Consider the following 23,393-nt stretch of genomic DNA (forward strand, 5'->3'; position numbering starts at 1 on the left):
GCATTCAAACACCAGAAAGATACCGATGACAAAATTAGTTAATGAAGCTATTACACAATACTTAGAAAGGAAAACAAAAGTAAATGGAAAAGAAGAAAGCAATACAAATGGCTTTGAAAATTACAGAGTCAGTGCTTGAAGTGCTGAAGGATGAACTCACTGATGATAAAATTAAAATGGAAAAAGTTAAAGTGAAAAAAAATGAAAAAAGAAACGATAAAAAAAGTGCTGGCAACGGCAGGTAAGGTCGCGATTGATATTCTGATAGTTATTCTAACCAGAAAATTTCCGAGGAGATAAAAATGGAAGTAAACTTTTTGGATGAGCTGCTTCAGGAAGCAGAGTTAAAAGAAGAAGAGCAGACTGAAGCTTACTTTGATCTGCTCCTGCTTCAGATAAAGCAGCTTACAAAACAGATTGAATACAACTTCTCCCAAAGCGAGAAAGAATGTTCTATGATTAACAGTTTTGTTCTTCATAAGAATGCTCAGCTGCAGGAAAAGATCAGATGGCTGGAGATGAAGCTTGAAGCTTTCATTCGAGAAAGGAAGGAGAAAACAATTGCTCTTCCTAACGGAACACTTAAGATGCACAAGAAACCAGATAAGGTTGAAATAGAAAATCTTGATCTGTTCTTAAAGAAAGCAAAACCGGCGATGCTTACTGTTGTTCCTGAAAGTTATAAACCAGATATGAATAAGATCAAGACTTACATAAAAACAAAACCTGTTCCCCCTGGAGTTAAAGTAATTGAAGGTAAAGAAGAATTCACATATAAACTAAGAGAAGAAAGCGAGGAAGAAAATGGCAGAACGAAAGAAACTGGAACTGGAGTTGAACAAGATCGTGCACTTGGAATTACTATTTGATGAGCCGATGGTTGGTCAAAGCAGATATGGAGAATATTATCTCTACTCAGTAAAGAATGGAACAGATCAGGAATACTCATTCTTTGCACCTGCAGAAGTAAATGAGCAAATTAAATCACTTCGTAAAGGTGATAGATTTGAAATCACAAAACTTGCAGAACAGAAAGGGACGAAGATTGTAACCTCGTACAATGTCAAAGTAGAAAAGAAAAATCTTGAAAGTCCTGTAAATGAGATAAACAAAAGTAACGGCACTGATTACTTTTACGACCTGATGCTCACTTCCTGCAAAGATGCGGTTCGCATTCAAAATGAACTTGGTGGACTTATGGATGCAAAATCTCTTGCTGTTACTTTGTTCATTGCAAGGGCTAAAATAAATGGTAACGGACATAGTTAAAAAGGAGGTGAGTTAAGTTGACTGAACAATTAGAAAAACGTCTATCAAAGTTTACATTTCCTGTTACTGAGAGGAGGGTGTTCTTTGATAATCCTTCAAAGGGATTGGACTCAACTAAAGAATACAAAGCAATAATCAGAACTGATAAGAACAAGCTTATCTCTATAATGCAGGACTCTTATCAGTTGATTCCGAATCGTGAAGTGATTATGCCTCTGCTTGATCAGCTTCATCAGCTTGATACCAGATGGCATTTTGATAACTCACATTCGTTTGTGGATTCAAAAAGAATGAGACTGCAGGTTACTTTTCCAGAACTTAAAATGAATGACGGAAGAAGTGATATTGCTTTGTCGTTGTTTCTTCACAACAGTTACGACGGCAGTGAAGGCGTTAGAATGTATTGGGGTGCCATTCGCGCTATCTGCTCAAACGGAATGGTATTCGGCGAAGTGCTTTCAAAATTCTATTCAAAACATACAAGCGGAATAAATCTGGGCAATCTGAAAGAACAGGTTGAATCAACTTATAACCAGATACCAGTTATTAAAGAAAGAATCTCAATACTTCAGAAGATTGAAGCAACTCAAACAATTTCAGATGAGATAAATAAGAAGCTTGGCAAGAATGCAGCAGCCTATGTTGCTGAGCAGCCAGCTCCTGAGAGCCAGTGGATACTTTATAACTATCTCACTTACTACATATCACATCTTATTGATAGAAGGATGAGAGCTTCATACCAAATGAAGGTTAGTAAATTATTCAAATTATAAATTAGAAAGGTTCCTGTAGGAACAGGATTAAATGCGGACCAGAAGCTTACTACTTCATATCAAGGCCACGCAGCCCTTCTATATTTTAAGGAGTTAAAATGGATGATGAAGAAGAGTTTGAAGAAAAAATTATTATTGTAATTGAAGGTGGAATGGTCACTGAGGTCTATTCTTCAAATGCAACTGGAAAGATAATAGTTGTTGATATGGATTGTAGAAAAACAGGAGAAGACTCAATAACAGAATTTCCTGGCCCGAGACTCAGTTCGATGATGAAAGAGTTGAGGAGCTATTAAAGGATAGATAAGATGACATATAAAGAATTAAAAGATCAACTGGAGGACCTGAACGAAGATCAACTTAAAATGGATGTGACTATTTATGATACTGAAGATGATGAATTTTTTGGTTGCTATGCTCCAAATTTAAGTTTCAGTGAAGAAGATGATACTCTTGATGAAAACCACCCTTACTTGACCATCAAGAATGGGTAGTCCGAAAATGATCTGCAAGATATTGCGTGGAAAATAAAAAAGGAGAACTAGTTTCTCCTTTAGCTTGAGAATATTTTTCTACCAAAAAAATTTTACAAACTCGTTTTGTATCCAGAATCGAAAAATCCTTATGCAAAGTTTATGCGAGCTCGATCAGGTATTTGAGGGGGGCTATGGGACCCTACCACCCTATTGGGAAGAATGAGTTTGAATTCTCTATTTTATTTATTTGTTATTAAGAACACCTAAATTCTTTTTCATAAAATCCATCGGATTATAAAAATATTTATTCAATTCCTCGTTGGTCATTGTAAGCCAACTTGCACACCCATAATTGTAAAAAGATTTTCTTATCTCAAGATGCAAATGATCAAATGAACCTCCTTGTTTTATCTCTTCCTTCGGAGTGTATAATCTTGCAAGCTTAGTATCTTGATTTACTTCCTATCCATTCTTCACAAATATTTCCTGTAAATGTTTATTGACAAGTTCCGGTGATTTTTCAGTCTTAGTTGATGAAAAATATCGCTCCCTGATTTCATTGATATACTCTTTTTTTGCGGCAATGCTCATAGATAACCTCAAAATTGTTGGTTACCTATATTATGATCCAACGACCTTTTTCTTAACCTACTTTGGTTACTTTATTTTTGAACCAATGCGAGTAATTAAAATATTCGAAAAATAAATTGCTTTGTAGTTAAGTTATTTATTATGTTTCTCATGTGTAAACTTCTATTAAGTAGAAGTAAGTGATTGGTTAATTTTCAGTAATCAATTTTATTATCGGAATAAGGGCATATTCATATGGAAATATTCGATAGGTTATTAAGATGTACAAGTGAGGGGTACTGCACCAAAAGCACCTTGTATTTTATAGTTATATCCTCCCACCTTTATATCAAATTATTAAAATCAGCATTTATGGTTATCGTATGAGGATTGATAAGAACTATACTTTTTACCTGGGCGGTTATGATGCCGAGATGTATGAGATAAGAAAAATACTTGAGCATCATAATCTTTCTTTCTTTGACAAGAACCTTTCCTGGGGAGCTAAAGCTTCAGATTATAAAGATAATTTGAATTCTGTTAAAAAAACCGAAATCCCGGTTCTGATTGAACTAACTATTGATATGCCAATTCCACTTAATACAATAATAATTGATCATCATAACGAAAATGAGAGCAAGCCATCCTCAGTTGAACAGATTGCTGTGTTGTTGGGTATTGAATTGAACAGATGGCAAAAATTAATTGCTGCAAATGACAAAGGGTATATACCTGCAATGAAAAATATCTGTGCCTCAACTATTGAAATAAAAGAGATAAGGGAATTTGACAGAAAAGCACAGGGAGTTACAGAAGAAGATGAAAAACTTGCTGAAGAATCGATTATAAAGAACAAAAAGGAACAAAATGGGATAACTATCATCAAGTCGTTGACGGAAAAGTTCAGCCCGATAGCTGACAGGATGTATGGTAAAACTAGCAATCTATTAGTATACACAGACGAGGCATTAACGTATTATGGAGAAAAGAAAAAACAAATTCTAAATAAATTTAATAATCTAGTTGACGGTGGGAAGGCATACTACGGCGGAAAAGATTTTGGATTTTTTGGCTTGGCAAAGGGAAAGGTGACAAATGATGAAGTTATTGAGATAAAAAACGAAATACTTGAGATGAAACCTGAAATGAATGAAAAGTTATACAGCCATCATATTTTTATTTTTCCATTTAAGTGGAGAAAATGGAAAGTTGATGACCAGTCATTATTACACGACAAATTTGATGTTGAATTTTTTCTTGAGGAACTCAAAAGCAGCAACTGGGAACCTAAACCATTCGATCTCAACCTACCTGATCGATACAACGAATATAACTATTTCTATGATTATGTGAGTGAAATATTGTATGATCTAAGTGATGAACTAACAACAAACGATATTGATAAGAATTTAATTAACCACTTTGAGTATAATCTAAAAAATGATACTTATTATAACATTAAGCTTTGTGGCATTGAGGAACCACTTACTTTAATTATTGATAGTATTCTTCTTAATATATATAGCACAGGTACTGCTGTCCTATCTTTTCATTTGAGAAATCATAAATATGATTCTAAAGAAGATATCCTTAAAATTAATAAGTATGGGCGAAGGTTATTTGTTCCTTTTTTTGATCTTCAACCCGATTCTATTTACACAGGCAAAAATGATAAGACGAATGTTGACAGAATTTTATATGCAACCAAAAAAAATGAAATCCCTGATGCGATTTGGATAGGAAATAAAGAACTCGAAAAGGACGATAAACATTGTTATGAGGATTTTGAAAAGTACAAAGACAAGACAAACTATAAGCACAAACCATTTCTTTTGCCAAGGTTTATTGATGGGCTATTCCCTGATAACTTCTTTTTATCGGCTGAACAGAATGGTTATTTGAATTATACTCAAAAAACTAAGGATACTAGATTTAAAATTCATTTAAGCCCCGTATTAGATGATCGTATGCACGTTGTCTGCTGGTATGGCAATACAGATCTAGTGAATCAATTAAATAAAATCAAAGAATGTAATGATTTAGATCTTGGGTCTCATTACGTAAAAAAAAACATTATTCATACGAAACAGATGAGTGGTGGTACAGTTATATTTTTGTTGATTCACCTACGCCAATGCATACTGATAAATTTATCAAGCAAAAATTATTACACGAGAATACTTATTCAAGGTGGGTAGAGTGGAGCACTTTGTTTGGACTTTCACGTTTTAGTTTTGTAATGCTTACTTCAAGTTTTTCCGCTTTAGAAACTAATGAAGTCACATTTTTAGTAAGGCATTTGCAAAGCTTGTATTATAAGATGGCGGAATTATGTTTGCTGCAAAGAGCAACAGTGCTAAGTTTTTCAAATGAAATAACCTATGTTTCGAATTTACTGAAAAACGATGACGACGAAAAAGATTACAAAAAAAATCAGTGAACTTTATAAGCATTACATTCTTTTTGTCAATAAGATTTACTTTAGAGAGATAACTGCACAAGAGCAAGGAATCGAAATTTATGATATGATGCAGAAAATTATGCGAATTCCTTCAGATGTCAAAGATCTTGATAATGAGATGGAAGAATTAAATCACTTTGCAAGTATGACGGCTGAGAAAAACAAAAATGAGGAAGCAATCAAGCTGACAAAGGTAGCTACTATATTTTTAATACCAACATTAATGGCAAGCCTGCTGGGAATGAATGTGCTACCTGATTTTGTAAACATTCCCACAATTCTCTTAAGCACAAAACCAGTTTGGCCCTTTTGGATTAGTCTGATTATAATATTCATTATTACATATGTAACGATCAAATTTAATCTGATCCGTTTCATTCTTAATTGGTTCCCGAAACAGAATAAAAATAAAAAAAAGTGAAAAGTTTATGAACGATTACAAACTTACATTTAAACTAAAACAGCACACACCACTTATTCATTTTCAGCACGACCAGCACGGGGCAACTTTACGCGCAAGCGAATTAAAGCCTAAGCTTGATAAGTTCATTTTAATGAAATTGGGTAAGGAAGCAGATAAGTCATTAACAGAAAACGAAGCAATATATAAAAAAGGATTAGAAGAAGCTAAAGCAAAAAAATGGTTAGTCGGAAAAGGTGAACATCCAGCTTTGGAATATAAGGTGAGGATAGAAGAATCAAATGAAGTAGAATATTATTTACCATTACCACTTAAGGTAAAAGAAAATCGAAGTGAAAAACTGGTTGGTTTCATAAAAGGACAAATGAACCTAGATATTTCAATTCTTGCGCCCACTCCATTTTTTGCAAATGCAGATAAAATTAAATTCTTGAGAGGTAAAGATGAATTAGATGAAGAAATGACTAAAACAGAAGATTTGAGATTCGCATTTTACGCCAATAATGAAATTGAAATTTCTATTAAAACATTTAAAGACGGATTAAAAGAAAAACTTGAGGAATTGATCATTCCCTATTTCTTGATGAATAACTTTGGGACGAGACAAAACAAAGGTTTTGGTTCATTTACTGTAGTAGAAATAGAAAGTAAAGCTATTAAGAGTGACAATAAATTATTACAGTCTATTTTTGCTTATAATTCTAAAAATTCATACTCTGATTTAAATAAATTATTCCAATTTATTGGAGATGAATATCAACTCTTAAAAAGTGGCAAGAATTATCCCAACTATGAAAAATCTGAATTGTTTAAATATTTTGTTGATAAAAATATTAGATGGGAAAAGCGATATATAAAACAGAAGATCAATGCGAATCGAATTTTAAATAAAGAACTGTATTGGAAAAATAAATCAGCACCGATAGATATTGAAGACAAAACTAAAAATGAATATAATGATTGGAATGATAAACAAAATAATAGTTATCAATACATTAGAGTACTATTAGGACTAGCTGAACAATTTGAATATACAGTCTTTGCTGAAAAAAAAGATAATAACGGGGTGTGGATTAAACTAACTTTGCCAGATTCGAATAAAAAATATATAGTGTCTTTAGAGCACAAACCAAAACCAAATGAAGATAAAATAGAGCGATTTCAATCACCTATATTTTTAAAAGTTATTGACGGAATAGTTTACTTAGGTATAGACGATTCTTACGAGAATATATTAGGTGAAAAATTTGAATTTAAGTTAAAGTTTAAAGGCGACAATAAAGGAATTATAAAAAGTCTTGGAACATTAAATGTCCCAAATAAATTTATCTTAAGTGATTTTATTCAAAAACATTTATCAAGTAATTGGAAAAAGATTCAATGAACTACACAGCACTTACAATAGGACCAATCCACAAAACACTGCAAAGCGTTAAAAGTACCAAAGCAATTTGGGCAGCAAGCTATATGTTTTCTTATCTCATCAAGGAGATAATAAAACAAATAAATAATAAGAATGATATTATTATTCCATATTCTAAGGAAGTCGAGATAAATGGAAAGAAGGAAAATCCTTTAGCTGAGGATTTCAAAAAGAGAGCTGGACTTTTCCCGGATAGAATTATACTAAAAAGGTAAAATTGATATACAAAGAATTATTGATGAGATACTAACTGGTTTTGGTAAAAAATCAAAAATCCCTATTGCCTATTTAAAGAATTACATAAACTGTTATCATTTATCAGTTGAGCTTGCAGATAACGAAAATATAATTTTACGTATCTATCAACTGCTTGATTCATTAGAACTTCAGCAAAGGGTTCTTGAAAATGCAAACCTCAACTACATTGAAGAATTTCTTGAAAAGATTAATCCTTATAATTTTCTTCTCAAATCAGAATTTGAAGAACGTCCTTTTCCTAGTACAATTGAAATAACAACTTCTGAATTTGAAAAATTAGAAGGGTATATTGAAGCAGCGAAAGAGTTAAGAAAAAAGGATGACGAAGAGAATCAAACCAATTTTATTAAAGCAATTAAAAAAATTGCAGACAATAAATTCAGAAACTACCAAAAATACATTGCCGTGGTTCAGGCAGACGGCGATTATATGGGGGCATTTATTAAACAGCTATATGGGCTCCCAAATAAAGATCATTTAATCAAACAATTCTCTAAAAACTTGCTTTCCTTTGCAATTGAGTCTGTTGAATTAATTAAAAAATTTAGCGGTACACCAATCTATGCTGGCGGTGATGACTTGTTATATTTTATGCCGGTCGCTCAAACAAATACTGATGGTAATATCACTTTCATTAATAAAACCGTATTCAGTCTAATTGCTGAGATTGATAAAATATTTAATAAATATTTTACGGACTTTAATGAAGAAGGAATAGACTTTAAAGGAATAATAGCTCAGGTTAAGAAAAAACCATCAATGTCTTACGGTGTTTCAATAAGCTATTATAAATTCCCTTTGAATCAAGCGCTTGAAGAAGGCGTAAATCAACTATTTAACATTGCCAAAAAAACAGATAAGAAAAATGCTGTTTCATATACAATTCTCAAACACAGCGGGCAGTATTTTGGTACAACATTCCATAAAGATGAAACTTCATATACAACATTTAACGAATTAATAAAAGAAAATCTAACCGGTGATAATTTTATCCATTCCGTTATTTATAAACTAGATCCACAGAAAGAAGTGATTAAAGAAATTGGGAAAATTGCTGCTGCCAATAGAGCCGATACTTTTAACAATTTCTTTTTAAACAACTTTAATGAAAGTGTGCATAGGGATAAGAACGATAGGAATAAACTAGTTGGATTCTTGACTAAAACAAAACAACTTTTTATTGACATTTATAATGAAAATGAATTAAATAATTCAGAATTGGGAATTGATAAACAAAATGAAATCAATCTTAATAAAATATATTCCGCGCTTCGGTTCATAGATTTTATTCACAACAAAGAAGAAAGAGATGACTAAAAAATATTTAGTAAAACTTACTCCGCACGATAGATTTTTCTTCGGCGGTGAAACAACCTTTGGCGAAGGAGATATTAAAAATTACTTTGTCAAATCCAATCATTACCCTCAGCAGACGAGTCTTTTAGGATTAATACGCTATCAGCTTCTTCTGAAGAATGGATTAATGAAGAATGATAAAATCGCGGATAAAGCAAAAGCCGAAACACTAATTGGCAAAGAAAGTTTTAAACTGGATAATGGTTTTAATTTTGAAGCAATAAAAAGTCTTTCACCTGTTTTCATAACTGATGGAAACCTTCATCTGTTCCCGGCAAACCGGGAATATCAATGGTATTTTGATAAAGAAACCAAAGCCGAAGTAAAAGAGATGCGCCAGATTTCTTTTCACATAAATGGTAAATGTAGTCTTTATGATAAAATTCCGGAACTGCTTAAATATGATGCTAAGGAAGAACTCCCCGATCTGTTGGTAGATAAAAATAAAAAACTTTATAGATACTCCCAGGTATTCAAAGAGTATAAGCAGGTTGGAATCAGAAAAGATTACAAAGGTAAAACTCAAGACGATGCTTATTATATTCAGATTTTTTATAAGATTATGAAAGGTTATTCATTTGCTTCCATAGTTGAATTAGATGACAATTTTATTTTTGATCAGAAGGAAATAAGGGTAAATTTTTCTTCAGAGGCTATTGTATTCCTTGGCGCAGAGCAATCTAAATTCAGAATGGATGTTACTGAGACTAAAAAAGATTTTGATCAGTTGCTACCTGATTATGAAAAATCGGATAATTCGGCGAAAGTCGTTTTGGTAAGTGATGCTTATCTGCCTACAAACGATATTCTAAATGAATCTGATTTTGCCATTACAGATATAGTTGATTTCCGTTCGCTCGAAACCTCTGTGAACGACACAGAAAATTATTCAGCCTTTGACAGAAAAAAGATAAAAACCAATGTGGTTTGGAAAAGCGGAAAATATAATTTTTTCAAAAAAGGTTCTGTATTTTTTGGTGATACAAACACTATAAGCAAAAAGTTGAATAACGACGATTTGCAAAAAATAGGATATAACATTTATAAACCAATAATAAAAAAGAGTTAATTATGAGTTACAAAACAGATGCATATCTTACAACGTGCTTAACAAATATGCACGTTGGCAGCGGCGAGGCTAACTATGGGGTTGTTGATAATCTTGTTCAACGGGATTCAATTACCGATGTGCCTATAATTCATTCCTCATCTCTTAAGGGAGCTTTGCGTGAATTTTTTAAGGATGAATGGAAAACTGGTACTGATAAAGATAAACTCAATTATATTTTTGGGCCCGACACTTCTCGCGACCCAGGTACACCAAACGGAATCGGACATTACAAATTTTTTGAAGCTAATCTCGTTGTCCTTCCAGTTAGAAGTAATACAAAGCCATTTTATCGAGCAACTGCAGATTTTATTCTGAAAGAAGTTAACGAAAAAGCAAAAGCATTGGGCATTACTTTTAATATAAATCCTTTTAATCAAATTACAGTTATGGGTGGGATTCCAAAAGTGAGTGATAATAACAGACCTATGTTGGAAGATTATCAGGCAGAAAACGGGTTATCTTTTATTCCTACAATTACAAACCATTTAGGAAATGACCCAGCACTTTTCCACGAGGATGATTTTAAAGAACTAGTGAAGCATTTACCCGTTATTGCACGTAACCAGCTCGAAAACGGTGAAAGTAAAAACCTTTGGTACGAAGAAGTTGTGCCGAGAGAAAGCAGATTTGTATTTTTTGTTACAAAATCTGATCAGTACCAAACAGAATTTGATGAATTAATCCAGAAGCAAACAATTCAAATTGGCGGGAATGCATCGATCGGTTATGGTTATACAAAAATTGAAAAGTTGAGTTAGCTATGAATAAAAAAGTAAATGAATTAATACCAAAAGCGTTGGCGGCAATCACTGCTAGCGAAATGGCGTCAGCAGATTCAGTAGATAAAGAATATAAAGGTTATATCGCTTCAATGGGTGCAAGTATTATCCAATCTGGATTAATTGCTACAATTGCTTTTTATTCTAATAAACAGTCTGGCAGTGCAGATAAACGATTGAAGTTAATGAAAGCAATTGTAAAAACGATATTGAATACAAACTCGGATGAAAAACTGCTTGATTATTTACTAACTGGCTCACATAATGGTACTAACAAACCTGAAATAGATAAATTCGAGAAACAAATTTCTGACGCCCTAATCGCATTAAAATTAGCATTAAGAACTTTCCAACAAAAAGAGTAATGATATGAGAAACACCGGATTCCTTTTTTATAAAGAGTATTTCAAACCTCTTAAGTTTGAAAACGGAAAACCAAAAAAATTGAATTTTAATAATGATGATTTGTATTCGCTCAAGCTAAATTACAATGTTGCTGAATTATTTTCTACAGAAGATCATTTTGAATTAGCTACTACTTATCCTGGTTTACTAATTGGGTCGGGTTATAATCATGAAATCGGGGATCAGGATAATGAACTCAAACTTGGTTTCTTCTTCGATTATACGACAGGGTTACCCTGCATTCCCGGTTCTTCAGTTAAAGGTGTTTTAAGGGATGCCTGTGAAAAAGCTGAAGGGAAATATGCTTTAAGTATAATTAATGATTTGTCATTGGGTGATAGAAATGCGCAAAAGGATAATGATAAGATCAAAAAATCAGCTAAAGAGTTTTTGAAAAAATATCAAGCGCATTTTGATCCTATTGATATAACAAAGGCATTAAGCAAAAAAAATCCCTCCCATTTTATTAATTGGGTTTTCAACGGAATTGGCATAGAGGGAAAGAATTTACCTTTGAAAAAAAGAGATATCTTTTTCGACGCTTTTCCAATAGACTCACAAAACGAGAATGGAAAATTTCTTGCAAATGATTATATAACTCCGCATGATAATCCATTAAAAAATCCTGTCCCTATTCAATTTATGAAAGTACTTCCTCAGGTAACATTTCAATTTAGTTTTAGATTATCTGACGAACCTTTTTCAAAAAATATTAAATTGGAATTATTTAGACAAATTCTTTTGGATCTTGGTGTAGGTGCAAAAACAAACGTTGGCTATGGACAATTCAAAACAAATGAGTAATTAATAAAAACAATTACGGGAAAAAAATGAAATTTTATTCTGTTTATACTGAAAGTTGCAAAAAGATGCAGAGAAGTTAAATCTTTTAACCGAATTAAATAATATTATTACGAGGATTGAAAGTAATCAAACTTCTAAATTTCTTGAGAAATACAAATCTCCGGCTGTCGTAAAAAGAGCTGGTAGTTATAGATTTATTGGTTACGAAAAATCTTTGATGAAGGTAAAATCATTTTTATTGTTTTGTTAAAGATTTTAATAAAAGGTAAAACTGAATATGAAAAATTTTGCGATGATAGCGATGCATATTGTAAGAAGTTATTGCCTGAAGAAAGTTGGTTCCATATACAAATTAGCGATAAGGAAAATGCTAACATAAAAGAAAAGTCAAAACTCAGTAAGACTGAAAGTGATTATTTGTTTACTCCTATTCCTGATGATTATGAAGGAAGTCTTATGATCTATCAATCTAAAAGATTCAATGAGAATATTAGAAAAGTGATTACAAGACTCACATAGCTGAAATAATTAGGGATATTTTTGAAAATGAGGAATCTTTATTGCAGACGGAGAAAAGTCATAAGGTGTATAGTAACCTTATCGTTTATTATAAATTCTTTTCCAATTCAAATCTTCTGTTTTTATACCAGACAGTTAATACAAATACCGGTGAAAGAATAGACAAACAAGAATTTGAAAAAATATGTTCTTCTGCTAATACTACTGAAGATATACTTAGAGTTTCTTTTCGATCATATCCTGAATATGTTCTTTGTGATAATGATATTTGGCTTGAAATTCAGAATGAATCAGAAGGGAACTTAGCTTTATCTACTGAAGAAGCAAAGATTTTCAACTCAATAATTCACAATAAATATGAAGAACCACTTTTCCCACTATTCATTAATGGTAGGGCTGGAAGTGGGAAATCTACTTTACTCTATTATACTTTTGCTCATATTTTATTAAATCACATTATCCAAACAAAAAAGTTAAATACACCACCGCTTTTTTTAACTTATTCTTCAAAGTTATTAGCAACCGCAAGCACCAGTATAAAGAAAATCTTAAAGACTAACGTTAAAATACGTACAAAGCTTTCTTCCGAAAAGGTTAATTATGTTGATAGCTATTTAAATTCTTCTGACTATAATAAATCGTTCAAAACATTTAGAGGATTTCAAAAAGAACTTCTATCATCTATCAAAAAAGAACAATTTGAAGATCAAAACTATTATAGTTTTTCTAAATTTAAAGAAGATTGGAATAAGTATTGTAAGACCAATCCTTCGAAATATGTTCGTGGTATAACCTCAGAATTTGCTTGGTACGTTATAAGAACTTTTATTAAAGGAATATTAAACTCAGGTGAGGAATTTTTAGAACCAGATGACTATAAAACTCTTCCAAGAGAATTAAAAACTGTTGAACAAGATACTTATGAGAAAATTTACGAGTCGGTGTTTGATAGCTGGTATAAAAATCATTTAAGAGATATTCATTTTTGGGACGATCAGGATTTAACCAAAACTGTATTAGAAAACATTGACAAATTAAAACTTGAATATCCCGCAGTTTTTTGCGATGAAGCTCAAGACTTTAGCAATATTGAGTTAGAGTTGATTTCAGAATTATCATTATTTTCAAAAAGAAAAATTGAATTTAGAGACATCAAGAGAATTCCGCTCGCTTTTGCTGGTGATCCTCTTCAGACAATAAACCCTACTGGATTTAAGTGGGAGACTATTCAAGCAAATTTTTATGAAAAAGTTCAAAACGATTTTGGTAGATATGGTAAAATCCCACTCAATTTTAAAGAACTGAATAATAATTATAGATCCAATAAACCAATTGTAATCTTCAATAATATAATTCAGCTTATTCGCACTCTATTGTTTGATCTTAAAAATATATCCCCTCAAAAATCTTGGTTTACAACAGAATATTCTATTAATCCAACATTAAAAATAAATGACCTTTCAATAATTGAAGAAGCTTTAATGGAAGAAGGCAAAACCAGGACAATAATTATACCTTGCGAAGAAGATCAAGAAAAAGATTACATACAGAATAGAGACTCTTTTCTTAAAGAAAAAGCAATTGCAAATGATGAGGTGGTTCAAAATATTTGGGGACCTATGAATGTCAAGGGTTTAGAATATAATACAGTTATAGTCTATAATTTTGGAGATTATTTGGCTAATAGTCTTTCGATAAATTTGAAAGATTTAATAGGTTCTTTACTTGCATCTGATAATTTTCAGATCAATTTAACAGAAAGTAAAAGAATCGAATTAGAGTATTTTTTAAATAAATTATATGTAGCTACATCCAGAGCAAAAAAGAATCTTGTCATCGTCGATACTGATATGGGAAATAAATTTTTGTGGTCTGTTTTTAATGATTTTATTAAGCAATTGCCTATTAAATATTCGATTGAGAATAACGATTATACTACAAATTGGGATGAGGATAATGAAATCTCCGAATTCCAATTTTCATCAGAAGTATTAGATTTAGCAGATGATAAGCCAGAAGATCTTGCTGATCAGTATTACAAGGATGGTTTAAATTCGTCAAATCCAAGAAAGTTAAGAACCGCTGCAGAATATTTTAAAGCAAGTAAAAAACCAACAGAAGCCAATAGAGCCTTGGCAAAAGCTTTAGAATTAGAAAATAACTATTTAAAAGCAGCAGAATATTATGAGAAGATTCAAGACGGAGATAAAGCTATCCAATGTTTATGGAAATCGAACGATGCTAATAGATATAATAAAATACTTTCTGTTTATGAAAACTTGCCTAAAAATCCAAATAATATTTTCTATTTAGCTAGTGAATTTGTTCTTTCCGATAATAAGAAAAATAACTCGATTCTATTTTTAAGATATTTTGCAAGCCTAATACGCGATAGTGAGAATCTCGATTTTTATATGCTTGCACATAAAAGTTGGGAAAATATTTATAATGAAATGCTCATAGCATTAGAACTCTATAGCAGAGATACTGCTACTCTAAGTGATTGGGATGAGGCGATTAAAATTCTTAAAAGTTTAAGTGAAAAGGGAATACAACTAAAAAATAAACCAGAATACATGACTTTACTTTTTAACTTGAAGCAATACAAAGATATTATAGAGGAGTTAACAGCTGCAAACGATCTTGAAAGTGAACTATATTTGAAATCAAGTGCTTATTCAACCTCATACCCTAAAAACTTAGAATACTATTATAAGCTCAAAGAATTTAAGATTATATCAGATTTATACTTATTAAATGAAAAAGAAGCAGATAATCTTAATAAAACTCAAAAGAAATTATTTTTAGTTCTCTAATTGAAACCAAAAACCCGGGAAAAATTGAATCATTTCTTTCCAAACAGTCAGATTATATTAATGAATTTATTGATGATGAACTTTTTCAAAAGATATGTATGCTTAGCTATAAATCTTCACATTATTCATTAGGAATGACTCTGATTAGATTAGTTGAAAGGCGGGATGATAAATTATTTTCTGAAATGTTAAAAAATATGATTACTACCTCTGATAGTAAACTACTGACTTTTCTTCTCGCCCTTTTCATCTACCAGGAAACAATACATAACCGAATTTATACGGTTGTTGATATCCTGGAAAATAAGCGTGCAGAGTTTACTTTCTTACCATTTAGTCTTATTAATAAACCCACTCTAGAAAAAGTATTACTATATGCCTTAGCAAATAAAGATGATATTTCTAAGGTAAATATTGAACAAAGAAAAAGGATCCAAGACTATGTAAAGGAAATGTTGGTCGATGATAATCGATGGCTTGGAATCAGTGATATTAATATGGCTGGTGCTGCTATCGAAAGATTAAATATGCACATTAATGCCAGAGATTTCTATGAAAAAATTTACCGTAATGATTTTGCATCACCTGACGATAAAGAATTTGCAAAAAGAAGATGGTTAAAAGTTAAAGAAAAACAAGCTCACCAACTTCAAAATGAAGAAGTCAAAAAACAAATCTTTGATGATATAGATAAATGGTATAAAAACTGGAATTTTAATTATCTTTTTAGCCTCGATGAACTAGAAGAAAATCCAATTATTGATAATAAATTTGAATTAACACTGACCGAATCATATAAAACGGATAAAAAGATAATAACACAAAAATCTAAACCTGATATTAAGCTTATAATTTCATCTGAAAATGTCGATCTTATTTCTATCAAATCGATCTATAGTAAGAACGTTATTAAGATTGATAATGTTGCAAAAAGCGAAACGATCTATTTTGATTTGAACAAAAATATTCTGGAAAGTAAAGAAATAAATATCTTTGAAAAAAATGTGGAAGAAAACATCAAAGAGTATAAAATTTCTGATTGGGATATGGTTATTCTCTTTGAAATTCTAGATGGTTCCAAACTATTAAAAATCTGCATTGGTAAATCCTCAAATCCAATTACTGGTATATATGTTTAATTTGTATTCAAAGATTTTTTTATAAATAAAATATGTATTGTTTAATGATTTATAAAATGAAAAAAGTTATTTTATTAGAGAAATATAAATTTTAACTAAATTATAAATTAATTAACAAAAGTAAAAACATTTTTAAGTGAGGTTACAATGAAACATATATACTCTTTTCGCAAAGTTGTTAGAATCGCTAAACGTGATGCACGGAATTGGAGATGGACATTATGGCCCTTTCTTAAGGATAACAGTAAAGCTCGTGTACCAAGGGAAGGGCAAACTGAGACTCCTGCTTACTGGGAAGAACTTTTTCAACTGGGTGAGAACCTGATAGCTCCTATAGTGGAAGTTTGGAAAGAAATAGACACGAAATTAAAGCCCGAATACTGCGATGCTAAAAAAGATGATGACAGGGCAGACAAAGAACTTGAAAAATTAACAATAGAAAAAGAATCATCTTTTAAAGAATACAAACAAGCAAAGGAAAAATTAAACGAGTTTAATCCACCGGCTTTGGATAAAAACTGGGAATTTGTTTTACTGATTATTATTGGTGTTTCTGAACTTTTTATTAACAGATTAAGTTTTCAATTATTCGGGGAGAGTGAGTTATTTACAAATATTTTTTCAGTTGGAATTGGTGTCGTAATACCGTTATTAGCATTTTGGTTTGGTTATTTATTAAGACAAAATGTTAAATCTACTACTGAAAAAGCACTCCTATTTGTTATCCCGTTGGGAGCTTTAGCCGTAATGTATGTTATTTCAGTTTTAAGAACTGCTGTATTTGAGGGAACTGGAATTGTAAGGACTTTAAAATTAGATTTATCCGATACCCAGCTTACAATATTATTCTATATAATCAATATTGTGTTCTTTATAGGAGCAACGGTAATCTCTTACTTCGCCTCCCACCCCCAGGGGGAAATTTATAAACAAGCAAAAAAAATATTTAAAACTGCTCTCAAAGAATTTAAGCTGGATGAAGAAGAAGTTAAAAATGCTGCCAACAGATGTGAAAAAACCGAAAGCAGATTAGAAAAGATTACTCATAAGCGAGCAAAGATTCATCAGAAACTGCTTGCTGAAGCGATGAGTATTAAGGAATCTGCTGAATGGCTGATGAAATCATACAAGTCAATGAACTTAAGACACAGACCGGATTTTCCTGATTGTTTTAAGCTGCAGCATAACGCTCCAGAAATACCTGACTCTTTACAATACTTAGATTGGAATTGTGAAGAAAAAGAAAAAACAGAAACAGTTAAAGAAGCATAGAAAGCTAAAGTATGAAAAATATATTTCAATCTCTATTCATTCTCTCTTTGCTTTTTCTTTTTTCCTGTGATGGTAGTGATATTCCTAAAAACGATAGCAAAGTTGTCTGTGTTTTATTCGATCTTTCAGAAACCACTAATACACCCGCAATCAGAAAAAACTATTTGGAAAAGTTTAAACTGATCCTAAACTCTATGAATAGCGGTGATGCAATTGAAGCAGCTTTAATTACTGAGAAATCTTTATCTGAATTAGATCTTTCTATTAATTGCGATTTCACGAAAATTATTCCCTTCACTGATACCGATCTAGCTGAAAGAATAGCAAAGATACAATCAGATTCCATCATCACTTTAAGAAAAGACTCAATCCTTGCTGTTGCCGATTCTATTTTATTCAAACCAAATAGAAAAATTTCTAAAACAGAAATTATTGGTTCTCTTCAAGTGGCGGAAAGAGTTTTCAAATCTTTCAAACAACCCCGCAAAATACTAGTAGTCTTTTCTGATATGATTGAAGATTCCAAGGATTATAATTTTGAAAGAGAAATCCTCAACTCTAACAGGATAAGGAAAATTATTGATCTGGAAAAACAGAAACATAGCTTACCTGATTTTAACCAGGTCAAAGTTTTCGTAGCCGGTGCTACTCACGAAGATTCTCGCAAGTATAATCAAATAAAATATTTCTGGTTCGAATATTTCAAGTCTTGTAATGCTAATCTTGAACCTCAAAATTATGGCGCTGCATTGATAAATTTTAATGAGTAATTTTTTACGCTAACTTTTAAAATTCTGAGTTGAAGCCTCTTACATAGTAATGCCGATGACAAAGGTTTTTAGAAATACGCTTACCATTGTTACTTGATTTGAATAAAGATTATCCTCCACTCAATTTAAGTGAGCAACTTCATGAATGATGTTTTTTTCGAAAAGATATTTCTTAATCACTTTATAATTACACTCCGGTTCAAAAAAGATATTACATTTCATTTTATCACGGCTCAAAACTCTACGGTTTCCTTTCCAGGGTTTTCGAATGGCATCAACCCCCGCAGGATGAAAAAAAGTCAACGATGTTGTAATTTATCCCTGCGAATCAGGCAGGATCAATTATAACTCAGGCGATGAGTATCACTTCGGTATAACTTTTTTAAAAGATGATTTTGAATTAATCGAGAAGTTAAAAAAGAATTTGGCTGCTATTCCCCATTCTAATTTCCCCGGTGATTTAACAAATGAAACTGTAGAATTAATTGACATTTCTGAAATAAATGCCTGCCCGGAATATTCACCCTCTCAGAACAATATTTATAATCTGAAATTTTTAACACCGCTAAGAATGGAAAGAAAGGAAGCAGACAAGCAAAAGGGTAAACGTTTTTTTGATACTGAATATTTTGATGTTCAACAGTTTTTCAAACTGCTTTACAAACGTATCTCCGATCTTTATAAACTTAATTTTAATACTTTCCCCACTGATGCTATTCCTGAAAACCCTGCTGCAGAAATAATTGAAAAGTGCTTTATTTGGGTGGACATGCCAAATGAAACCCACACATTCGACGGGATTATCGGAACAATTAAATTCAAAGCGGAGCTAAATGATTTATGGAAAAGAATACTACACTTCGGACAGCTTGTTCATGTTGGGCAGCGCTCCGCTTTTGGCTTCGGTAAATATGTTCTGATCGGTGATGGGTTAGAACCCTCCATAGTTACGCCTGTAAAAACATTTTTAGATCTGACACTCGAAAAAGAAAATTTACACAAAGCATTTTACCACATAAAATCCAACAGCGATTTTGCCGGAGTTGATGGAATATCTCCTGAATTCTTCGAGCTATCACTTAAGGAGAATTTAGAGAACCTGATAAAACAGGTTCAATCCGGTGAATATCAATCCGAAGATTTGCAAGGGGTACTTATTCCTAAATCGCAATCTAAAATCCGTGCTCTTGCCATACCCGCGGTTAAAGACCGTCTGCTTCAAAGAGCTGTCGTGCAAATCTTAAGCGACCCGATTGACCATTTGCTCGAAGAAAACTCATTCGCTTTCCGAAAGGGTTTATCTAGGGCTGGAGCTGCACGCGCTATAAATCAGGCACGCAAAAACGGCTATCATTTTGTTGTCGAATCTGACATTCAATCTTTCTTTGATACTGTCAACTGGGAATTGTTGTTTAAAAAACTGGATGTCCTTTACGGTTATGATCCTATTTGTGATATAATTAAGAAGTGGGTTCAAAGTGATGTTGTTTTTAAGGGCATAAAAATTAAACGATTCAAAGGCTTGCCGCAGGGGGCTGTTATTTCTCCATTGCTCGCAAACTTATTCCTTGATGAATTTGATGAAGCTTTACAAAATGACTTTAAACTTATCCGCTATGCCGATGATTTTGTTCTTCTTTGTAAATCTAAAGAACAAGCTGAAGAGGCGTTGGAAAAAGTTAAGTCATCCCTCAAAAATATTGATCTTCAAATTGCACCTTCCAAAACCAATATTGTTTCTTTCGATCAGGGGTTTCAATATTTAGGTTACTTATTCGTCAAATCTATTATTATTGAAAAGAGTGCTGCTGAAGAGAAATCTTTTCTGGGGAATCATCTGAAATTAACGAGACTTCCCTGCCTGCGGATAGCTGGATCAGCACTATCAACTTTGAAAAAATTAAGCCTGTAAAAAAAATATTCCCTGCCGAAGCTAAACCTATAAACTCAAAGGAAAGTCTTGAGATTATTTTAGATAAATATCCTCTTTACATTAGTAATAATTCCTTCATCCATGTTGATTCTGACAGCATTGAAGTTATTACTAAAGTTGATTCTGAAGAAATAGAAGTTAAATACCCCTTAAATGATATTGGCAGCATAATAATACTTGGATCAAATAGAATAACAATGCCCGTAGTCTTTAAATTGAATGAGAATGCAATTCCAATTTACTTCTGTAAACCAAATGGTGAATTAAAACTCGAAATAAATGTAAGCAATAATAATTTCGATCTTTGGTTAAAACAGGCTTCACTATCCAAGGATGACGATTTTGTGCTGTCATTTGCGAGCAAAGTAGTACAGGCAAAAATCAATAATCAAAAAGTCATAGCCCGAAGAATACTTGAAGAGGAAAATACTGCAGAAGGATTCAATTCATTTATATCTAAAGCACACAAAGCAAATTCACTAAGCTCGCTTCGGGGAATTGAAGGAAGCTCTGCCGTACTTTTTTTTGATATACTGAATAAATCTTTACCAGCAGAATGGAAATTCGACAAACGGACAAAAAACCCGCCTCAAGACCCCGTTAATACAATGCTGTCTTTTGGCTATTCAATATTATATCATCATATCTCCACCGCTTTACAAATAGAAGGACTGAACCCGCAAATTGGTTTATTTCATCAGTCGAGCAACCGGTACTTTCCACTTGCTTCAGACATTCAGGAAGAGTTTCGTCACATAATAGATATTTTGGTGATTCACCTCGTCCGCAAAAAAATGGTTTCGCTTGGCGATTTTGTATTAGACCGCAGGAATCTTTACCCCTGTTTGATGTCGAAAGATTTTATTAAAAAATTCATTAGAATAATCGAAGAAAGATTAAACGTAAAATTTAAACCTCAAAGCTTATCGAAGGAACTGAGCTATAAACAACTCTTTCATCACCCGGCACGGTAAATTAAATCTTCCATATAGAAAGAGCGGATGATATATTCACCATTAAATATAAGATAATATGATTCATTTAATAGTTTACGATATTGCAGATGATAAACAACGTAATAGCATTAGTAAATTGCTTGAAATTTATGGCGTACGTGTTCAGAGATCTGTATTTGAGTGTAACCTGAATGAAGTGCTATACAAAGAATTGCTGGACAAACTCCAGGACCTTTCCACCGAAGATGTGGATATGAGAATTTACCCTTTATGTAAAGAATGTTTTGCAAAAGTAATGGGAATTGGAGAAGTAAAACGATTCCCGGGTTTACGCGGATACGAGATAATTTGAGAACTTGCGAGCTATGATTATCAAAAGTGAGAAATGCACCAATTGTTACGTTTTTAACTTGTTTTCTAACAAAATGAAAAATTATGCCCCGCAAACCTTTATCTGCTTATTAATCAATACTTTGTGGTGATGGGATCTCAGAGTATTTATTTAACTTTAAAAAAATGATAAAAAATGCGCGTGCCTCGCAAACGTGCTTGCAAATGTTTATATTTATATAGCTTATAAGCATAGCTATTGCAATCGAATGGTGTCGTTGACATATTGAAACAGGTACAATTTGAGCCGATTTTTCTAAATATTTATAGATTGCAATCGAATGGTGTCGTTGACATATTGAAACTGCATTTTGCAGCGTAAATAAATTTTCCATTTTTATTGCAATCGAATGGTGTCGTTGACATATTGAAACTCTTCAAAAGTTTTTACTAATACTAAGTTTTTTAATTGCAATCGAATGGTGTCGTTGACATATTGAAACAATTGATATAAATAATATCCAAAAGAACCAGAGGTTTTATTGCAATCGAATGGTGTCGTTGACATATTGAAACAAATTCATAGTTTAGATTATCATAGACAGTATTGTTAATTGCAATCGAATGGTGTCGTTGACATATTGAAACGGATTGTTCCAAGATTTGAACTCCAAAACTTTACCAATTGCAATCGAATGGTGTCGTTGACATATTGAAACTAAACGGAGCTAATCCTACAGTATCATCATTTTTATTGCAATCGAATGGTGTCGTTGACATATTGAAACAAAGACTACCAAACCTAATCCAATCTTCAAATAATAATTGCAATCGAATGGTGTCGTTGACATATTGAAACATATTAGGTAATATCCAAATAAGTAAAGTATATCTTATTGCAATCGAATGGTGTCGTTGACATATTGAAACTTTAAAGGTTTAAAAGTAAAAATGGGTATTAGAATAGATTGCAATCGAATGGTGTCGTTGACATATTGAAACTAAACGGAGCTAATCCTACAGTATCATCATTTTTATTGCAATCGAATGGTGTCGTTGACATATTGAAACTTTATTGTTTGTTTTTTTGATTGGAAATAAAAAATTGCAATCGAATGGTGTCGTTGACATATTGAAACTCAATGTTTTACAATAATACGCAACTCCCTTTTCTTATTGCAATCGAATGGTGTCGTTGACATATTGAAACTAATATGATTGTTATTGAGATTGAAATGAACTATGTATTGCAATCGAATGGTGTCGTTGACATATTGAAACAAAGACTACCAAACCTAATCCAATCTTCAAATAATAATTGCAATCGAATGGTGTCGTTGACATATTGAAACTCTATTCCCAAGGAGGGAATCAATAATAGATCTAGATTGCAATCGAATGGTGTCGTTGACATATTGAAACTAAACGGAGCTAATCCTACAGTATCATCATTTTTATTGCAATCGAATGGTGTCGTTGACATATTGAAACTTTATTGTTTGTTTTTTTGATTGAAATAAAAAAATTGCAATCGAATGGTGTCGTTGACATA

The 23,393-nt window shown here is 32.1% G+C and carries 23 protein-coding genes and 1 CRISPR repeat array (1 of these 24 running past the window's edge); all 23 genes read left to right on the forward strand.

What is annotated here, in order from left to right; translation table 11 throughout:
- The first annotated feature begins 83 nt into the window (after positions 1–83).
- A complete protein-coding gene (locus IPH11_15485) occupies positions 84–245 on the forward strand; it encodes a hypothetical protein (protein ID MBK6914984.1) in 162 nt (53 codons plus the stop codon).
- 57 nt (positions 246–302) lie between these two features.
- Positions 303–869, forward strand: coding sequence for a host-nuclease inhibitor Gam family protein (locus tag IPH11_15490; protein ID MBK6914985.1), 567 nt, complete (start codon positions 303–305; stop codon positions 867–869).
- Positions 853–1,269 (forward strand): hypothetical protein, encoded by a 417-nt coding sequence (locus IPH11_15495; GenBank protein MBK6914986.1) that lies wholly within the window; start codon positions 853–855, stop codon positions 1,267–1,269. Before IPH11_15490 ends, IPH11_15495 begins: the two co-directional genes overlap by 17 nt.
- Positions 1,270–1,286: 17 nt before the next feature.
- Positions 1,287–2,042 carry a DUF932 domain-containing protein gene (locus tag IPH11_15500; GenBank protein ID MBK6914987.1) on the forward strand — a complete coding sequence of 252 codons (756 nt, stop codon included), beginning with the start codon at positions 1,287–1,289 and terminating at the stop codon, positions 2,040–2,042.
- 98 nt (positions 2,043–2,140) lie between these two features.
- On the forward strand, positions 2,141–2,338 hold the full coding sequence (locus IPH11_15505; GenBank protein MBK6914988.1) for a hypothetical protein: 198 nt from the start codon (positions 2,141–2,143) through the stop codon (positions 2,336–2,338).
- 12 nt (positions 2,339–2,350) lie between these two features.
- Positions 2,351–2,536 (forward strand): hypothetical protein, encoded by a 186-nt coding sequence (locus tag IPH11_15510; GenBank protein MBK6914989.1) that lies wholly within the window; start codon positions 2,351–2,353, stop codon positions 2,534–2,536.
- A 935-nt stretch (positions 2,537–3,471) separates the two neighbouring features.
- Positions 3,472–5,286: a hypothetical protein gene (locus tag IPH11_15515; GenBank protein MBK6914990.1), complete on the forward strand. Its 1,815-nt coding sequence runs from the start codon at positions 3,472–3,474 to the stop codon at positions 5,284–5,286.
- A gap of 207 nt (positions 5,287–5,493) precedes the next feature.
- Complete coding sequence (locus tag IPH11_15520) at positions 5,494–5,970, forward strand: hypothetical protein (GenBank protein MBK6914991.1); 477 nt, start codon at positions 5,494–5,496, stop codon at positions 5,968–5,970.
- Positions 5,971–5,977: 7 nt separating this feature from the next.
- Positions 5,978–7,354: a hypothetical protein gene (locus IPH11_15525; GenBank protein ID MBK6914992.1), complete on the forward strand. Its 1,377-nt coding sequence runs from the start codon at positions 5,978–5,980 to the stop codon at positions 7,352–7,354.
- Positions 7,351–7,608 carry a hypothetical protein gene (locus IPH11_15530; GenBank protein MBK6914993.1) on the forward strand — a complete coding sequence of 86 codons (258 nt, stop codon included), beginning with the start codon at positions 7,351–7,353 and terminating at the stop codon, positions 7,606–7,608. The genes IPH11_15525 and IPH11_15530 overlap by 4 nt, the downstream gene beginning before the upstream one ends.
- A gap of 1 nt (position 7,609) precedes the next feature.
- Positions 7,610–8,968, forward strand: coding sequence for a type III-B CRISPR-associated protein Cas10/Cmr2 (gene cas10, locus IPH11_15535; GenBank protein MBK6914994.1), 1,359 nt, complete (start codon positions 7,610–7,612; stop codon positions 8,966–8,968).
- The gene (locus IPH11_15540) at positions 8,961–10,076 is read left to right on the forward strand and encodes a hypothetical protein (protein ID MBK6914995.1); all 1,116 of its coding nucleotides are present in this window, start codon (positions 8,961–8,963) and stop codon (positions 10,074–10,076) included. Before cas10 ends, IPH11_15540 begins: the two co-directional genes overlap by 8 nt.
- A gap of 2 nt (positions 10,077–10,078) precedes the next feature.
- Positions 10,079–10,876 (forward strand): type III-B CRISPR module RAMP protein Cmr4, encoded by a 798-nt coding sequence (cmr4, locus tag IPH11_15545; GenBank protein MBK6914996.1) that lies wholly within the window; start codon positions 10,079–10,081, stop codon positions 10,874–10,876.
- 2 nt (positions 10,877–10,878) lie between these two features.
- The gene (gene cmr5 / locus IPH11_15550) at positions 10,879–11,262 is read left to right on the forward strand and encodes a type III-B CRISPR module-associated protein Cmr5 (protein MBK6914997.1); all 384 of its coding nucleotides are present in this window, start codon (positions 10,879–10,881) and stop codon (positions 11,260–11,262) included.
- A 4-nt stretch (positions 11,263–11,266) separates the two neighbouring features.
- Complete coding sequence (cmr6, locus tag IPH11_15555) at positions 11,267–12,106, forward strand: type III-B CRISPR module RAMP protein Cmr6 (GenBank protein MBK6914998.1); 840 nt, start codon at positions 11,267–11,269, stop codon at positions 12,104–12,106.
- A gap of 243 nt (positions 12,107–12,349) precedes the next feature.
- Positions 12,350–12,625, forward strand: a complete 276-nt coding sequence (locus IPH11_15560; protein MBK6914999.1) for a hypothetical protein — start codon at positions 12,350–12,352, stop codon at positions 12,623–12,625.
- A 65-nt stretch (positions 12,626–12,690) separates the two neighbouring features.
- Complete coding sequence (locus IPH11_15565) at positions 12,691–15,441, forward strand: ATP-dependent helicase (GenBank protein MBK6915000.1); 2,751 nt, start codon at positions 12,691–12,693, stop codon at positions 15,439–15,441.
- A 98-nt stretch (positions 15,442–15,539) separates the two neighbouring features.
- Entirely contained in the window at positions 15,540–16,580 is a 1,041-nt protein-coding gene (locus IPH11_15570; GenBank protein ID MBK6915001.1) for a hypothetical protein, read from the forward strand.
- Positions 16,581–16,727: 147 nt separating this feature from the next.
- A complete protein-coding gene (locus tag IPH11_15575; GenBank protein ID MBK6915002.1) occupies positions 16,728–17,852 on the forward strand; it encodes a hypothetical protein in 1,125 nt (374 codons plus the stop codon).
- An 11-nt stretch (positions 17,853–17,863) separates the two neighbouring features.
- Positions 17,864–18,622, forward strand: a complete 759-nt coding sequence (locus IPH11_15580) for a hypothetical protein (protein MBK6915003.1) — start codon at positions 17,864–17,866, stop codon at positions 18,620–18,622.
- Between the two features lie 424 nt (positions 18,623–19,046).
- Entirely contained in the window at positions 19,047–20,534 is a 1,488-nt protein-coding gene (gene cas6, locus IPH11_15585; protein MBK6915004.1) for a CRISPR system precrRNA processing endoribonuclease RAMP protein Cas6, read from the forward strand.
- Positions 20,441–21,529 carry a CRISPR-associated endonuclease Cas1 gene (gene cas1 / locus IPH11_15590; protein ID MBK6915005.1) on the forward strand — a complete coding sequence of 363 codons (1,089 nt, stop codon included), beginning with the start codon at positions 20,441–20,443 and terminating at the stop codon, positions 21,527–21,529. The genes cas6 and cas1 overlap by 94 nt, the downstream gene beginning before the upstream one ends.
- A gap of 58 nt (positions 21,530–21,587) precedes the next feature.
- Positions 21,588–21,863, forward strand: a complete 276-nt coding sequence (gene cas2 / locus IPH11_15595) for a CRISPR-associated endonuclease Cas2 (GenBank protein ID MBK6915006.1) — start codon at positions 21,588–21,590, stop codon at positions 21,861–21,863.
- A 236-nt stretch (positions 21,864–22,099) separates the two neighbouring features.
- Positions 22,100–23,393: a CRISPR direct-repeat array (repeat unit 35 nt; unit sequence ATTGCAATCGAATGGTGTCGTTGACATATTGAAAC); it runs 642 nt beyond the window's last position.

The sequence above is a fragment of the Ignavibacteriales bacterium genome, from assembly GCA_016709155.1.
Lineage (GTDB): Bacteria > Bacteroidota > Ignavibacteria > Ignavibacteriales > Ignavibacteriaceae > JADJEI01.

Excerpts from the sequence above, each read along its gene's own strand:
- IPH11_15515 (MBK6914990.1), top strand. The coding sequence starts at position 3,472 with ATGAGGATTGATAAGAACTATACTTTTTACCTGGGCGGTTATGATGCC.
- cas2 (MBK6915006.1), top strand. The coding sequence starts at position 21,588 with ATGATTCATTTAATAGTTTACGATATTGCAGATGATAAACAACGTAAT.
- IPH11_15530 (MBK6914993.1), top strand. The coding sequence starts at position 7,351 with ATGAACTACACAGCACTTACAATAGGACCAATCCACAAAACACTGCAA.
- IPH11_15570 (MBK6915001.1), top strand. The coding sequence starts at position 15,540 with ATGCTTAGCTATAAATCTTCACATTATTCATTAGGAATGACTCTGATT.
- IPH11_15505 (MBK6914988.1), top strand. The coding sequence starts at position 2,141 with ATGGATGATGAAGAAGAGTTTGAAGAAAAAATTATTATTGTAATTGAA.
- IPH11_15485 (MBK6914984.1), top strand. The coding sequence starts at position 84 with ATGGAAAAGAAGAAAGCAATACAAATGGCTTTGAAAATTACAGAGTCA.
- cmr4 (MBK6914996.1), top strand. The coding sequence starts at position 10,079 with ATGAGTTACAAAACAGATGCATATCTTACAACGTGCTTAACAAATATG.
- cmr6 (MBK6914998.1), top strand. The coding sequence starts at position 11,267 with ATGAGAAACACCGGATTCCTTTTTTATAAAGAGTATTTCAAACCTCTT.
- cmr5 (MBK6914997.1), top strand. The coding sequence starts at position 10,879 with ATGAATAAAAAAGTAAATGAATTAATACCAAAAGCGTTGGCGGCAATC.
- IPH11_15575 (MBK6915002.1), top strand. The coding sequence starts at position 16,728 with ATGAAACATATATACTCTTTTCGCAAAGTTGTTAGAATCGCTAAACGT.
- IPH11_15525 (MBK6914992.1), top strand. The coding sequence starts at position 5,978 with ATGAACGATTACAAACTTACATTTAAACTAAAACAGCACACACCACTT.
- IPH11_15490 (MBK6914985.1), top strand. The coding sequence starts at position 303 with ATGGAAGTAAACTTTTTGGATGAGCTGCTTCAGGAAGCAGAGTTAAAA.
- IPH11_15580 (MBK6915003.1), top strand. The coding sequence starts at position 17,864 with ATGAAAAATATATTTCAATCTCTATTCATTCTCTCTTTGCTTTTTCTT.
- IPH11_15520 (MBK6914991.1), top strand. The coding sequence starts at position 5,494 with ATGACGACGAAAAAGATTACAAAAAAAATCAGTGAACTTTATAAGCAT.
- IPH11_15510 (MBK6914989.1), top strand. The coding sequence starts at position 2,351 with ATGACATATAAAGAATTAAAAGATCAACTGGAGGACCTGAACGAAGAT.
- IPH11_15540 (MBK6914995.1), top strand. The coding sequence starts at position 8,961 with ATGACTAAAAAATATTTAGTAAAACTTACTCCGCACGATAGATTTTTC.